We start from the raw sequence: 13412 nt of genomic DNA on the forward strand, positions 1-13412 counted from the left end.
TCAGATCGCCCCCGCCACGGCCGGCCGGGCGGCGAGTACCGAGCGGTACACCGCCTCGGTCGCCTCGGCGACGCTCGCCCAGCTGTAGCGGCTCAGCACGCGTTGGCGGCCCGCCGCCCCGCAGCTCAGGCGCCGGGCCGGGTCGGCGAGGAAGGTGCTCACGGCGGCCGCGAGAGCCTCCGGGTCGCCGGGCGGCACCAGCCGGCCCGTGACGAAGTCGACGACGGTGTCGAGTTGGCCGCCGACGGCGCTGGCGACGACGGGCCTGCCGCAGGCCATCGCCTCCAGCGGCACGATGCCGAACGGCTCGTAGTCCGCGGGGCACAGCACCACGTCGGCGCTGCGAAGTACGGTCGGCACGTCCGCGCTCGGCACGGCGCCCGTGAAGTGCACGCGGTCGGCCACCCCCGCTCCGTGGGCGATCGCGCGCAGCCGGCGCACCTCCAGGTCGTCGCCGACGCGGTCCCCGGCCTGCCCGCCCACCACCACGAGTTCCGTGCCGGGCAGTGCGGCGAGGGCGGCGATGGAGACGGAAGCGCCTTTGCGCGGGACCAGGCGGCCCAGCTGTACGAGCCGGTGGCGGTGGGGGCCGCGTTCGGCTGCCGGGCCGTGCGGGGTGAACACCTCGGGGTTCACCCCGCAGGGCACGATGTCGACGCGGTCGGGCGGGATCCCCATCCGGGCCAGCTCGGCGACCTCGTCGCGGCAGGTGGCGATGACCCGGTGGGCGTGCAGGCCGACCTCCCGCTCGCACGGGATCCGGGACGGGGGGCTGGTGTCCGCCTCGCCCTGGTGGCGCCGCTTGACCGTGCCCAGCGCGTGGTAGGTGTGCAGCAGCGGCAGCCGCAGCTCCCGCGTGGCGGCGAGCGCGGCCAACCCGGACATCCAGAAGTGGGAGTGCACGAGATCGGGGGGCTGTTCCTGCCATTCCCATGTCAGGTAGTGGCCGAACTCCAGCATGTAGGGCAGGAGTTCGTCCTTGGGGATGTGCCGGGCCGGGCCCGCCGGCACGTGGTGCACCTCGACGCCCGCACGCAGGCGCTTGCGCTGCGGCAGGTCGCGTGCGTCCTTGCGGGTGTAGACGGTGACGCGGTGGCCGCGGTCGGCGAGTGCCCCGGCCAGCGAGGCGACGTGCACGTTCTGTCCCCCGGCGTCCGCCCCGCCCATGGCCGCGAGTGGACTCGCGTGTTCCGAGACGAGGGCGATCGACAGCCGGCCGGCGGCATGGCCGGAGGCGCGCGGACCCGGCCTCATGAGCGCGCCTCCGCCATCACCCGTTCCCAGTCGGCCAGGAAGCGTTTGAGCCCGTACCGTTCGAGGGCCGCCTGCCGCCCTCGCGCCCCGTCCTCGGCCGCGGCCTGCGGATCCTCCAGATAGCGGCGGGCGGCGCGGGCCAGTACCTCGGGGCGCGTCGAGAGGACTCCGGTGCCGGGCGGGAGCGCCTCCACGGCCTCCGTCGTGGCCAGGGCGACCACGGGCATCCCGAGGTGCATGGCCTCCAGGAGGGACAGCCCGAGGGACGTCCACCGTACGGGGTGCAGGTAGAGCCTGCGCTGCGCCATCGCGGCGTGCAGCGCCTCCTGGGGGAGGTCCGCGCTGCGGCAGCGGTCGGCGGGCACGCCCAGGTGGGCCGCGAGCCCTTCCGTGCGCATGCCGAACACGTCCAGGGGGACCGCGTCGCAGAGTGCGGGCAGCAGGTCGGTCCCGGTGTAACGGCCGCGGCGGACGGGCTCGTTGACGACGACCGCGGCCCGCGGGAGCCGCCCGGTGTAGAGGTGGCCGGGATCGACGATGCCGTGCTCGATCACCTCGGTCCGGGTGGAGCCGTTGTCCCAGAAGAGCCGGTTGAAGTGCGTGACGTGGACGAGCGTCAGGTCGTCGTGGTCCGCGTACGGGTGCCTGGTCGTCGGGATGTCGCCCTCGGGCGTGTTGTGCTCCAGGTAGACGGCGGGCAGGTCCCGGCCGGGGCGGCGGCCGCCCAGCCACCGCGCGGCGAGCTCCATCTCGTGCGGGCGCTGGAGGATCACGAGGTCCACGGGGGCGTCCCGCAGCTGCTCAGGGGTGATCTCGTGCACCGATTCGGGCCAGGAGAAGGTGCGGGCACGCCCCAGTCCATCCGGGTCCCGGCCGGGGGTCACGGGGACCAGATAGGTGTGCGGCCCCTGCACGAACGCCGTTGTCCACGACCCGTGGACGTGCCACAGCAGGATGTTCATGCGCTCGCTCCTTGCTCCGATTCGGTTGGGTCGCCCGCGGCGGCTGCCGACGGCAGCGTGCGGCCGCCGAGCCGGGCCACGGCCCTGAGGACCTCCGCGTCCCGGACACCGTCGAGACAGGGGTGTCCGCGAACGGGGCAGCGCCGGGCCCGGCTGTCGCGGCACGGCGCCTCCTGGTCCCCCAGCAGAACGTGCGGTACCCCGTACGGGCGCCAGCGCTCGGCCGGGACGACCGGGGCGAACAGGCAGGCCACCGGGGTGGCGACGGCGGCGGCGAGGTGCGCGGGGCCGGTGTTGCCGACCACGGCGACGTCAGCGCCGGCCAGTACGCCCGCCAGGCACCGCAGGTCACCCGTCCCGCCGCCGAGGTCGAGCGCGTGGCGGCCGGCGACCCGGGCGGTCAGCTCGCGTTCCGCCGGGCCGCCGGTGACGACGACCCGGTGCCCGGCGGCGCTCAGGGCAGCGCAGGCCCGGGCGGCGCGCGCGGGACTCCACGCGCGCGCGGCGACGGCGGCTCCGGGGTGCAGCACGACGTACGGGCCGGGACCGGTCAGCCAGGTGGTGTCGGGCGGATCGGTGACGCGCAGGGCCCCCGTGTCGCCCGGCGGGAGGAGGAAGCCCGCGTCGGCGGCGAGGTCCAGGGCGGCCTGCGCCTCGTGGCGGTGCGGCGCCCGGTGGTGGCGCAGGTCGAGGAGTGCGCCGGGGTACTCCTCGCAGTCGGCCGCCGTCCACCCCACGCCGGCGAGCCTCAGCAGCAGGGCCGCCGGGAGCGGGCTCTGGTGGTGGGAGACCAGGATGAGCGCCCGGTCGAAGCGCGCGGCGGCCACGGTGGCGACCAGGTCCAGCCAGGCCCGCTCCGAAACGGGCGCGGGCTCCAGCCCGACCCAGGGGGCCTCGTACACCAGGACGTCGTCGACGCCGGGCAGCAGACGGCCCGCGGGTGCGCCTTGCGGACCGCACAGCAGCGCGGTGTACGAGGAGCCCGCGGCCACGGCCCGTACGGCGGGTCCGGCCAGCAGGACGTCGCCCGCGCTGTCCAGCCGGACGACGAGCGTGCGCGGGTCGTTCACCGCACGCCACCCGCGGTCCGGGGACGCTCCGTCCCCGACGCTCGCGCCCGCAGGGCCAGGCGTACGGCGGCCAGCAGGTCGGGAGCCGACTCCGGTGCCCGCCGGACCTCCTCGGGCCGGGTGAGGGCCGTGGGCACCAGCACGCCACGGGCCCCGGCGGCGCGGGCGGCCGCCATGTCGGCGCCGATGTCTCCGATGACCACCGTACGGTCGGGCGGTACGCCGAGCCGCGCGCAGGCGGCGAGTACGAGGGCGGGGGCGGGCTTGCGGCAGCCGCAGCCGTCGTGGGGGCCGTGAGGGCAGACCGCCCAGACGGAGAACGGCCCGATGAGGGCGTCCACCCGCTCGCGCACGGCCTCCACCTGGCGACGGGTCAGCAGCCCGCGGGCCACGCCCGACTGGTTGCTGACCACTCCGACCGGGATGCCGAGGGCGGTGACCGCGGCGACGGCGTCCCGGGCCGAGGCCATGGGCACCACGCGTCCGGGATCACCGTTGTAGGGGACGTCGACGACCAGGGTGCCGTCGCGGTCGAAGAGCACGGCGCCCGGAAGCCCTCGGTCGCCGCTGTCGGGGGGCGCGGGGGGCGGTCCCGGCGCGGCGGCGGGCGCGGGTCCGTCGAACAGCCACGGGCCGTCGTCGTCGGGCGCCTCGCGCCGCCGGACACCGGTCGCGCCGGGGCGGCTGGTCATGCCCCTACCCGCGCGGCGGCGGGCGCGTCCACGCGGCGGGGCGGGGAGGTCCCCGCCGTCAGGGGAGCGGCATGGCGGTGCACGAGCAGGCCCCTGAGCCAGTGCCAGGTGGCCGCCGGCGGGATCAGCGCACTCGTCACCGCCATGGTGGAGACCTCCCGGCGGGTCCGCGGTCCCGGCGCGATCCGGGCCGCGGCGAATTCCGCGCTGCCGACGAGCCAGCCCGCGGCGCACAGGGCCGCGGGGCCGGGCCGGCGCAGCACGGCGCAGGCCAGGGCGGCCACCGCCGCCCCGGTGACGAGGAGGTGCTGCGGCAGGCGGCCGCGCGGGGCCGCGGCGCGGCCCCACCAGTCGTGGCCGTGCAACCGGGTCATGAGCACGTCATCGGCGTTGCCCGCCTGCTGGCGCAGGGAGATCCAGCGGTCCGCGGGGCGGACGGGGTGGGTGGTGCGGCGGCTGCCCGCGGCCAGGGTCCAGCCGGCGTCGAGCACGCGGAGCGCGAGGTCGGCGTCCTCCCGGAAGGCGCGGCCGAAACGTTCGTCGAAGCCGCCGACGCCCTCCAGGGCCTCCCGGCGGTACGCCATGTCCGCGGTGATCCAGCGCGCGGTGGCCAGGCCCGCCGTGCCGCGTTCCCAGTCGGTGGGCCTGCGATCGGGCGGGAGGGGCACGGTGATGCGGGCCGTGACGCCCGCCGTACGGCTGGACGCCGTGGCCAGGTCACGCGCCAGCTCCTGGCACCAGTCGGCGCCGGGGACCACGTCGTCGTCGAGGAAGGCGATCCACTCCACGGCGCCCGCGGTCCGCGCCCCCGTGTTGCGGGCGGCGGCGGGACCGCGGCCGCCGCCGGACACCACGGTGGTGACGGCCCTCAGTTCGTCGGGGACCTGGGCGTGCACGGGGCGGCCGCTGCCCGGGCGCTGGTCGTCCACGAGGACGATCACGGCGGGTTTCGGCCCGGCGGCCCGCGCCAGCGCCGTCAGGCAGATGCGCAGGCTGGGGCGGCCGAGGGTGGGGATCACGACCGCGTAGTGGGGCGCCGGGCCGGGCGGGTCCGTGTCGGGCGCGGCCGTGGCGCTGCCGTGCCGCGTGGTCCTGGTCATCGTGACCACTCGTCCTCGCCCTGGCGGAAGAAGGCGCCGCGCCGGACGGCGTAGGGGCCGATGGCCAGGAGGTCCACCGGCGAGGAACCGAAGCACTCCAGTGCCTCGCGGGGGTCGTCGACCATGGGGCGGCCCGCCGTGTTGAGGCTGGTGTTGACCACCACGGGCAGCCCGGTGAACTGCTCGAAGGTGCTGAGCATGCGGGCCACGAGCGGTTCGGAGGCGGGGTCGACGGTCTGGATCCGGGCCGTTCCGTCGACGTGCACGACGGCCGGGATGCGCTCGCGCCAGCGCGGCGCCACGTCGTGGACGAACAGCATGTAGGGGCTGGGGATCGGTCCGTCGAAGATCTCCGCCGCCCGGTCGGCCAGCACCATGGGAGCGACCGGCCGGAACTGCTCGCGGCCCTTGACGTCGTTGAGGCGTTCGAGGTTGCCCGCGTGGCCGGGGTGCGCCAGCAGCGAGCGGTGTCCCAGAGCCCGTGGGCCGTACTCCGAACGCCCTTGGAACCAGGCGACGATGGCGTTGTCCGCCAACGCCCGCGCGACCGTCTCCGCGATGTCGGGCGGGCGGTCGAAGGGTACGGCCGCCGTCTTGAGGAGGGCGCCGAGTTCCGCGTCGGTCCAGTCGCGTCCCAGGTCCGCGCCCGCCATGGGCTCCGGTTCGTCACCGGCGCCGGCCGCGAGCAGCAGGGCGCCGCCGAGGGCCGTGCCGGCGTCGCCGGCGGCGGGCTGGACCCATACGCGGGAGAAGGGGCCCTCGCGGGCGATGCGGGAGTTGGCCACGCAGTTGAGCGCGACGCCTCCGGCGAGGGTCAGCAGTTCGTCGTGCGTCTGGCCGTGGAGCCAGCGCGCGAGGTCCAGCAGCGTCTCCTCCAGGACGGCCTGGGCGCTGGCGGCGACGTCCGCGTGGTCCTGCGTCCAGGGCTCCTCGGGGCCGCGCGGGGCGCACAGCTCGTGCCAGGGAACGCCGGTCGCGTGGAAGCCGCCGTCGCCCGTGGGGTAGACGTGACGGCGCAGCTCCGCCAGCATGCGCGGGCTTCCGTGCGAGGCCAGCGCCATGACCTTGAACTCGTCCGAGGAGCGCAGGAAGCCGAGGTGGCCGGTGAGTTCTTCGTAGACCAGGCCGAGGGAGTGCGGAAGGTCCTGGGCGTACAGCGGCTCCAGCCGGTCACCGACGCGGCGTGCCGCGAGGTGGGAGGCGCGTTCGCCCCGTCCGTCGAGGACCAGGACGGACGACGTCCGCGCCCCGTCCGCGGCGAAGGCGCCCGAGGCGGCGTGGGCCATGTGGTGCGGAACGAAGCGGACGATGCCCGCGTCGAGGCCTGGAAGGGCCGTCGCCAGGAATCCGGGCGCCTGACGCGCGTAGGTCAGACGCAGGTGGTCCCAGGGGTCGTCCAGCCCCATGAGGTGCGTGGGCCGTGCGAGGTCCGGGTCGAAGGAGTAGGCCACCGCGTCGAGGTCCTGGGGGCGCAGACCGGCGCGCTTCAGGCACCAGGCGGCGGCTTGTTCCGGCATTTCCCATGCCGAGAACGGCACGGGCCGCTTGCCGTGCTTGCGTCGGGAGAATCGTTCCTCCTCCGCAGCCGCCACGGTTCGTCCGTCGACGACGACCGCCGCCGCCGGATCGTGGAACAGAGCGTTGATCCCGAGAATGCGCATGGGTGACAGGCCTTTCGATGAGAGTCGCGCCGAGCCCCCCGGGGCTCGAAGGGCCCCGGGAGGGACCCGGCCCGGCGGCCGTGGATCAGTCGGCGGTGTGCTCGCGGTACCAGGCGATGGTTCGCCGCAGCCCCTCTTCGGCCGTCACCACCGGTTCCCAGCCGAGCTTGTCGCGCGCCAGCGTGATGTCAGGACAACGCACCGCCGGGTCGTCGGTCGGGCGCTCGATGTAGCGGATCTCGGAGGAAGAGCCGGCGAGTTCGATGATCCAGTGGGCCAGCTCCAGCATCGTGATCTCGGTCGGATTGCCGATGTTCACGGGCCCGCGCATCCCGTGGGCCGCGGCGGCCAGGATGCCCCGTACGGTGTCGTCCACGTAGCACAGCGAACGGGTCTGCAGACCGTCGCCGGTGACGGTGAGCGGCTCGCCGGCCAGGGCCTGGCGGATGAAGGTGGGGACGGCGCGGCCGTCGTAGCCGCGCATCCGCGGCCCGTAGGTGTTGAACAGCCGCACGATGGCCGTGTCGGTGCCGTGTTCGCCCGCCTCGGCCGTGGTCAGCGCCTCGCCGAAGCGCTTCGCCTCGTCGTAGACGCTGCGCGGACCGACGGGGTTGACGTTGCCCCAGTAGCGCTCGTTCTGCGGGTGCTCCTGCGGGTCGCCGTACACCTCCGAGGTGGACGCGAGCAGGAAGCGGGCGCCGGCGCCGTGGGCGAGGGCCAGCGCGTTGCGCGTACCGAGGCTGCCCGTGTCCAGGGTGTGCAGGGGCAGCCGGAGGTAGTCGGCGGGCGAGGCGGGCGAGGCGAAGTGCAGGACGAGGTCGGGCGGCCGTTCGACGGTGAACGGCTGCGAGACGTCGGCCTGGTGGAAGACGAAGCCCGGCCGGTCCCGCAGGTGCGCGATGTTCTCGGGCCGCCCGGTGCTGAAGTCGTCCACGCACGTGACGTCGGTGCCGGCGTCCATCAGGGCGGTGCACAGATGGGAGCCGACGAAACCGGAACCACCGGTGACGACCGCGTGATCCCAGCGGCGCGGGACTGTGCTGTCCATGGGGATATCTCCTCTGACGCAGCGGGGCTCGGACGCCCGCACCAGTGGTCCGGACGCTGGACGGGCCGCCCGGGGGGGCCGGGCGGCCCGTCGGGGGCGCGGCCGGAGCGTGGACGGGTCCAGCCTCTTGTCTCCCGGCGCGGTCGGCATGCGGGGATGGGGCATTGAGGTGAAACACGGAGCGTGACCGTGCGGCCCGGCGCCGCGGGATGCGGTCGTCGTGCGCGGATCAGGGCCGCGCGTGTGCGGATCAGGGCCAGGCGTGTGCGGATCAGGGCCAGGCGTGTGCGGATCAGGGCCAGGACGGCTCCCTGCGGGGCACGACCACCACCTCGGACACCGCGCTCCCCGCCGGCACCGACAGCGCGTACAGCACCGTGTCGGCGACCACTTCGGGGCTCTGGAGCATCGAGACGTCGGCGTCCGGGAACCGCTCCATGATGAACGCCGTCTCCATGCCGCCCGCGATGACGCCGGTGACGCCGATGCCGGGGCAGTCCCGCTGGGCTTCCTTGAAGAGGGTGTGCGTGAAGGCGCGGAGACCGGACTTGCTCGCCGAGTAGGGTCCGGCCTCGGTCCACGTCCGGTTCGCCGCGGTCGACAGGATGTTGACGATGTGCCCTCCGCCTTGCGCGACCATGCGCCGGTAGACCTCCAGGCACAGGTACATCGGTCCGAGGAGGTTCGTCGTGACCACCCGGGTCACCTCGTCCGCCGTCAGGTGCTCGATCGCCTTCGAGACGTCCACGGCCGCGTTGTTGACGAGGATGTCCACGTTCTGGCCCGTCTCCTCAAGGTCGCGTACGACGGCCGCGACCGCCTCGTGATCGCAGACGTCCATCTTGACGAACCGGGCGCGGGCCCCGGATGCCTCCAGCCGGGCACACAGCTCTTCCGCCAGGTCCTTGCGTACGTCCGCCACCAGCACGGAGGCGCCCGCCTCGGCCAGCCTCCGCGAGATCGCGGCGCCCAGGCCCCGCGCTCCGCCGGTGACCAGGGCCTGCCTGCCCCGGAGGTCTCCATACACGACGCCGCTCATCGCGTCACCTTTCGTCGGTCGTGGGCGCGGCGACGGCTGCCGGCGCCCGCCTCCCCACTGTGGGGAGCCGAGGGGTGGCGGGCATGCCGGATTACGCCACTTCGACGCGTGCGCGTCCGGACGGACCGCCGCCCGGGCAGCTCGACCGGTCAGCGCGGCGCGCTTCCGCGAACAGCCGCCTCCGGGACGGCTTCGCTGCCGGCCCCGCGTGGGATAGTGGGAGTGATGGACCAGCCTGGTCCTGTCGCTTGAGGCTACGTCGACCCCCGCACCAGACGGGCGTGCCGCGCATCATGGCGCGGCGCCGTCGCGGCTTTGAACGCCGGACTGTGCGCGGCGCCGCCGCGCTCCCGGACGCGGGCCGCATGCCCGTCGTTCAGGGCTGCCGCCCCCGACCCGGGGAAGCACATGAAGCCTTACACGGTCCAGGTCCAGTGCCTGGGCTCGCTCGCCGTACTGACCCTGCGCTGCGAAGCCGAATCCACTGCCGATGAACAGTGCGGGCGTCAGGTGTCGGCAACACTCGGCTCGCTCCCGCCGGAGACCGACTCCCTCGTCCTGTACCTCGACCACGCCCCCGGCCCGACCGGATCCGCCGCTCTGGCCACCGCACGCGCCTGGGCGGCGTCGCGCCGCGTCTGCCTGACCACGATCGGGCCGGCCTTGGCGGACCGCACGCCGGTCGTCACCTCCTCGGTGCCGCCCGCCCCGTCCGGGGGCGCGGCGGCGGCGTTGCGCGGCGTCCTGACGACCAGGGCCCTGACCCAGCGTGCGTCCGGCGTTCTCCGGGCCCGCAGCGGTGATCAAGGGCGCCCCGACGGATGAGCGGCACCCTTCGTCCCACACGCGGCGCGCGCCACCTGGCCCGTTACGCGGCCGGCCACCGTCAGCGTCCCAGCGAGGTCGCCGATCAGCTCGTACGCCGCCGGCTCACGCCGGAGACCGTCCTGGCTCCCGTCCCGTCCCCGTCCCCGTCGGCCGGGCTGACGCCTTGAACCCGCTGCGCCGGGATCCGGCGCGGCGGGGCCTCGCGGGGCCTCATCGCTCCGTCTTCGTCACCCGCACGCTCTTCATCTCGGCGTCGACCGCGTCGGGCACCAGCATGCCCGCGTCGACGCCGCCGCGCAGGTAGCGCAACACGTCCTCGGTCAGCCGCTCCCCCGGTAGCGCGACCGGGATTCCCGGCGGATAGGGCGTGATCATTTCAGCGGCGATCCGGCCGGCCGCCCGCTGCCATGGCACCTGCTCGGTCTCCGCGAAGAAGGCGTCCCGGGGCAGCAGTACCTGTTCGAGCCGCAGGGACGAGGGGGACGGAACGTCGACCGGCGAGGGACGGCGGGAGCGCTGCGGGCCGGACGCCGAGAGGTCCCGGAGCGCTGCCAGCAGCGTGCCGGTCGTCTCCTCGTCGTCGGCATGGGTCAACTGCGCGCTGATCCGCCGGTGGTCGGACAGGTGCAGGTTGATCCGGTGGTGCTCGCGCAGCCAGTCAGCCGCCGCGTAACCGGTCGTGCCCAGGCCGGCGATGTCGATGATGATCTGGAGCGGGTCCATGTCGTCGGCCCGGCCCGGTGCGCAGAAGTCGTCCCTGCCGTGCACGTGCAGGCCGGGGACCCCGTCGATCCGCGACCGTACGGAAGCGGCCAGGGCGAGGGTGCGGTCGTAGATCCTCCGCCCCTGCTCCGCCATCTGACGGCGCCACCCGTCGAGGGCCGCGTAGATGAGGACGGAGGGACTCGTGGTGCCGAGAAGGTCTTCGCGACTGGCGAGGACCTCGGGGCGGACCAGATCGCCCTGGAGGTGGAAGACCGACGCCTGCTCGATTCCCGAGCCCATCTTGTGGACGGAGGTGACGCAGACGTCCGCCCCCGCGTCCATCGCCCAGGTGGGCAGGTCGGGGTGGAACGGCAGGTGCGCGCCCCACGCCTCGTCGACGATCAGCGGCTTGCCGTGACGGTGGCAGACCTCGGCGACGGCGCGGAGGTCCGAGCAGGTGCCGTAGGGGGTGGGGGTGGTGACGAGGGCCCCCCGGGCCTCGGGATGCTCCTTGAACGCGGCCTCGAAGGCCTCGGGGGAGGGCGGATGCGCCAGGTGACGTTCGGCATCCCATCGGGGTTCGATCCAGACGGGCACCATGCCGGAGAGGACCAGTCCCGACACGACCGACTTGTGCGCGTCCCGGCCGACGAGGAGCGTCTCGTGCGGGCCCGCCACGGAGAGCATGGCGGACTTCACCGAGAGCGAGCTGCCGCACGTGGAGAAGAACGCGTGCTCGGCCCCGACGGCATCGGCCATCAGCGCTTGGGCCTCTTCCAGGACGCCCTGGGAGCCGGTGCGGTCGTCCAGACCGCTCGTGGCCAGCACGTCCGACAGGAAGACCGCGTCTCCCAGCACGGCCCGGACCCGGGGATCGACACCGCGGCTCTGCTTGTGCCCGGGAGGGGTGAAGGGCGTCTGCCCGCCGCGGTGATGGGCTGCCAGGGCTTCCAGTACGGGTGCTCGCGACTGATCCATGGTCGCCGTCTGCCCCTGCACCGGGCGGGGAAACGGCGCTGCCGCGGGCGGGTCGGGCCCGGGTCGCGGACTCCGCGTGCCCGCCCGCTCCGCCCTGGTTCTCCCTCGTGTTAGAGGTGCGCCTCCCGGGGCAGACGGCAACCATCACGTGGACGCGGAAAGGAAGATCATCATGACCACGGCACGCGACATCATGACCGCGGGCGCCGAGTGCATCGGTGTCGACGAGACCGTCCTGCAGGCAGCGGAGAAGATGACCCGCCTCGGTGTGGGCGCCCTGCCGATCTGCGGGAACGACAACAAGCTCAAGGGCATGCTCACCGACCGCGACATCGTCGTGAAGGTGCTGGGCGAGGGCAAGGACCCCGGCAGCTGCACGGCCGGCGAACTCGCCCAGGGCGAGGTGGTGACTATCGGAGCGGACGACGACGCGGCGGAGATCCTGCGCACCATGAGCGAGCACAAGGTACGGCGGCTGCCGGTCATCGACGGCCATGACCTCGTCGGCATGGTCTCCCAGGCCGACGTCGCCCGCGCGCTGCCCGACCCCCAGGTCGGTGACCTGCTGCAGGCCATTTCCGTCCCTTGACCGACGGTTCGCGAGGGCCGTCCCGGGCGGAACGCGACCCGGTGACCGGCGCCGAAGCCTCCCCGCTCGGACAGGCGGTCGGGAGCCGGGCCGAGGCCATGCTGGGGCGGTTGGCGGAGTGGGTCTCGATCGCCTCCGTCTCCGCGGACCCCGGCCACCGGGCCGATGTGACCCGCTCCGCCCGGTGGCTGGCCTCCGCGCTGCAGGAGCAGGGGTTCCCCACGGTCCGCCTGTGGGAGGGCGACGGCCTTCCGGCGGTCTACGCGCACTGGCCCGCCGAGGACCCGGCCGCTCCGACGTTGCTGGTGTACAGCCATCACGACGTCCATGCCGTCAAGGAAGCGCAATGGCGGGAGGCCCGCCCATTCACACCCTCCCTGCGCGAGGGCCGGATGTACGGCAGGGGCGCGTCCGACGCCAAAGGGCAGGTGATCTGCCACCTGTGGGCGCTGCGCTCCCACTTGGCCCTCGGCGCGCGGTCCGCTCCCGCGGTCTCGCTCAAACTCATCGTGGAGGGCGAGGAGGAGATCGGCTCCGTTCACCTGGCAGACCTGCTGGCGCGGCATGAGGACGAGCTCGCGGCCGACGTGGTCATGATCTCGGACACGATGCTCTGGTCGCTGGAACGGGCGGCCGTCTGCACCGCCGTCCGCGGCTCCGTCAACGCGCACCTGGAGATCCGCGGCGCCCACCGGGACGTGCACAGCGGAGCCGTCTCGGGGGCCGCTCCGAACTCCCTGGCAGAGCTGTGCCGCGTACTCGGGCGGCTCCACGACGCGGACGGGCGGGTGGCGCTGCCCGGGTTCTACGACGCGGTGCGCGAGCCCCCGGCGCCCGGGCACGGCGGGCTCCGCGCGCTGCCCGCCCTGGATCCCCGCGCGTGGACGGCGGACACGGGCACCTTCCACATCAGCGGCGAGGCGGGCCGCAGCGTGTACGAACGCATCTGGTTCCGGCCGTCGGCGGAGGTCAGCAGCTTGGTCGGGGGCGATCCCCACCAGCCTTCCCGCGGGGTCATTCCTCCCGTCGCGTCGGCGGACCTCCTCCTTCGGCTGGTCCCGGACCAGACCGCGGACGAGGTGGCTGCTCAGCTTCGCCGATGGGTGAACGACAACGGACGGGCGGGCTACACCTACGACCTCGACGTGTCGTCGACCATCTCCGACCCCTACACGACGCCACCGGGTCCCGCCCTCGGGGCCCTGAGCCGGTCCGTGAGCAGCGTGTTCGGCGGCCCCGCGCACCTCATGGGCAACGGCGGCGCGGCTCCCGCGGCGCAGCTCGCCCGCGCCCTGCGCGCACCCGTCCTGTTCTTCGGCACGGGTCTGCTCGACGACCGCTGGCACGGGCCCGACGAGAAGGTGGAGGTACGGGCGCTGGTGCGGGGGGCGCACACCGTGGCCCTGTTCCTGGATCAGCTTCGGGAACAGCTCCCACAGCGGCGCGAGGACCGGGCGAGCGCCCCTCGCTGAGCCGGTCGCCCTCG

The 13412-nt window shown here is 74.3% G+C and carries 13 protein-coding genes; 4 read left to right on the top strand and 9 right to left on the bottom strand.

Annotation, left to right across the window (positions count from 1 at the left end; genetic code table 11):
* The 8 genes from ACZ4TV_RS10950 to ACZ4TV_RS10985 form a co-directional block, all read right to left on the bottom strand.
* A complete protein-coding gene (locus ACZ4TV_RS10950) occupies nt 1–1254 on the bottom strand; it encodes a glycosyltransferase (protein WP_468133018.1) in 1254 nt (417 codons plus the stop codon).
* Entirely contained in the window at nt 1251–2216 is a 966-nt protein-coding gene (locus ACZ4TV_RS10955) for a glycosyltransferase (protein ID WP_468133020.1), read from the bottom strand. Before ACZ4TV_RS10955 ends, ACZ4TV_RS10950 begins: the two co-directional genes overlap by 4 nt.
* Nucleotides 2213–3286 carry a glycosyltransferase family 9 protein gene (locus tag ACZ4TV_RS10960; RefSeq protein ID WP_468133022.1) on the bottom strand — a complete coding sequence of 358 codons (1074 nt, stop codon included), beginning with the start codon at nt 3284–3286 and terminating at the stop codon, nt 2213–2215. The genes ACZ4TV_RS10955 and ACZ4TV_RS10960 overlap by 4 nt, the downstream gene beginning before the upstream one ends.
* Nucleotides 3283–3978: a D-glycero-alpha-D-manno-heptose-1,7-bisphosphate 7-phosphatase gene (locus ACZ4TV_RS10965; protein WP_468133024.1), complete on the bottom strand. Its 696-nt coding sequence runs from the start codon at nt 3976–3978 to the stop codon at nt 3283–3285. The genes ACZ4TV_RS10960 and ACZ4TV_RS10965 overlap by 4 nt, the downstream gene beginning before the upstream one ends.
* Nucleotides 3975–5078 (bottom strand): glycosyltransferase family 2 protein, encoded by a 1104-nt coding sequence (locus ACZ4TV_RS10970; protein WP_468133026.1) that lies wholly within the window; start codon nt 5076–5078, stop codon nt 3975–3977. Before ACZ4TV_RS10970 ends, ACZ4TV_RS10965 begins: the two co-directional genes overlap by 4 nt.
* Nucleotides 5075–6739, bottom strand: coding sequence for a carbamoyltransferase family protein (locus ACZ4TV_RS10975; protein WP_468133028.1), 1665 nt, complete (start codon nt 6737–6739; stop codon nt 5075–5077). Before ACZ4TV_RS10975 ends, ACZ4TV_RS10970 begins: the two co-directional genes overlap by 4 nt.
* A gap of 85 nt (nt 6740–6824) precedes the next feature.
* Complete coding sequence (locus ACZ4TV_RS10980) at nt 6825–7787, bottom strand: NAD-dependent epimerase/dehydratase family protein (protein ID WP_468133030.1); 963 nt, start codon at nt 7785–7787, stop codon at nt 6825–6827.
* Nucleotides 7788–8079: 292 nt separating this feature from the next.
* Nucleotides 8080–8826 (bottom strand): SDR family oxidoreductase, encoded by a 747-nt coding sequence (locus ACZ4TV_RS10985; protein ID WP_468133032.1) that lies wholly within the window; start codon nt 8824–8826, stop codon nt 8080–8082.
* Between the two features lie 408 nt (nt 8827–9234).
* Between ACZ4TV_RS10985 and ACZ4TV_RS10990 the strand changes: the two genes are divergently transcribed.
* On the top strand, nt 9235–9651 hold the full coding sequence (locus ACZ4TV_RS10990; protein ID WP_468133034.1) for a hypothetical protein: 417 nt from the start codon (nt 9235–9237) through the stop codon (nt 9649–9651).
* Nucleotides 9648–9821: a hypothetical protein gene (locus ACZ4TV_RS10995; RefSeq protein WP_468133036.1), complete on the top strand. Its 174-nt coding sequence runs from the start codon at nt 9648–9650 to the stop codon at nt 9819–9821. Before ACZ4TV_RS10990 ends, ACZ4TV_RS10995 begins: the two co-directional genes overlap by 4 nt.
* A 43-nt stretch (nt 9822–9864) precedes the next feature.
* On the opposite strand, the gene ACZ4TV_RS11000 is transcribed toward ACZ4TV_RS10995, so the two are convergent.
* On the bottom strand, nt 9865–11337 hold the full coding sequence (locus ACZ4TV_RS11000; protein ID WP_468133038.1) for an aminotransferase class I/II-fold pyridoxal phosphate-dependent enzyme: 1473 nt from the start codon (nt 11335–11337) through the stop codon (nt 9865–9867).
* A gap of 172 nt (nt 11338–11509) precedes the next feature.
* On the opposite strand from ACZ4TV_RS11000, the gene ACZ4TV_RS11005 reads away from it, so the two are divergent.
* Together ACZ4TV_RS11005 and ACZ4TV_RS11010 are read left to right on the top strand one after the other, a co-directional pair.
* Nucleotides 11510–11926 carry a CBS domain-containing protein gene (locus tag ACZ4TV_RS11005; RefSeq protein ID WP_468133040.1) on the top strand — a complete coding sequence of 139 codons (417 nt, stop codon included), beginning with the start codon at nt 11510–11512 and terminating at the stop codon, nt 11924–11926.
* 41 nt (nt 11927–11967) lie between these two features.
* The gene (locus tag ACZ4TV_RS11010) at nt 11968–13398 is read left to right on the top strand and encodes a M20/M25/M40 family metallo-hydrolase (protein ID WP_468133042.1); all 1431 of its coding nucleotides are present in this window, start codon (nt 11968–11970) and stop codon (nt 13396–13398) included.
* Nucleotides 13399–13412 lie beyond the last annotated feature (14 nt).

Source organism: Streptomyces sp. NPDC028910, assembly GCF_055564955.1.

Coding starts and splice junctions, on each gene's coding strand:
- ACZ4TV_RS10980 (WP_468133030.1), bottom strand. CDS start 7,787: ATGGACAGCACAGTCCCGCGCCGCTGGGATCACGCGGTCGTCACCGGT.
- ACZ4TV_RS11005 (WP_468133040.1), top strand. CDS start 11,510: ATGACCACGGCACGCGACATCATGACCGCGGGCGCCGAGTGCATCGGT.
- ACZ4TV_RS10995 (WP_468133036.1), top strand. CDS start 9,648: ATGAGCGGCACCCTTCGTCCCACACGCGGCGCGCGCCACCTGGCCCGT.
- ACZ4TV_RS10950 (WP_468133018.1), bottom strand. CDS start 1,254: ATGAGGCCGGGTCCGCGCGCCTCCGGCCATGCCGCCGGCCGGCTGTCG.
- ACZ4TV_RS11000 (WP_468133038.1), bottom strand. CDS start 11,337: ATGGATCAGTCGCGAGCACCCGTACTGGAAGCCCTGGCAGCCCATCAC.
- ACZ4TV_RS10970 (WP_468133026.1), bottom strand. CDS start 5,078: ATGACCAGGACCACGCGGCACGGCAGCGCCACGGCCGCGCCCGACACG.
- ACZ4TV_RS10955 (WP_468133020.1), bottom strand. CDS start 2,216: ATGAACATCCTGCTGTGGCACGTCCACGGGTCGTGGACAACGGCGTTC.
- ACZ4TV_RS10975 (WP_468133028.1), bottom strand. CDS start 6,739: ATGCGCATTCTCGGGATCAACGCTCTGTTCCACGATCCGGCGGCGGCG.
- ACZ4TV_RS10990 (WP_468133034.1), top strand. CDS start 9,235: ATGAAGCCTTACACGGTCCAGGTCCAGTGCCTGGGCTCGCTCGCCGTA.
- ACZ4TV_RS10965 (WP_468133024.1), bottom strand. CDS start 3,978: ATGACCAGCCGCCCCGGCGCGACCGGTGTCCGGCGGCGCGAGGCGCCC.
- ACZ4TV_RS10985 (WP_468133032.1), bottom strand. CDS start 8,826: ATGAGCGGCGTCGTGTATGGAGACCTCCGGGGCAGGCAGGCCCTGGTC.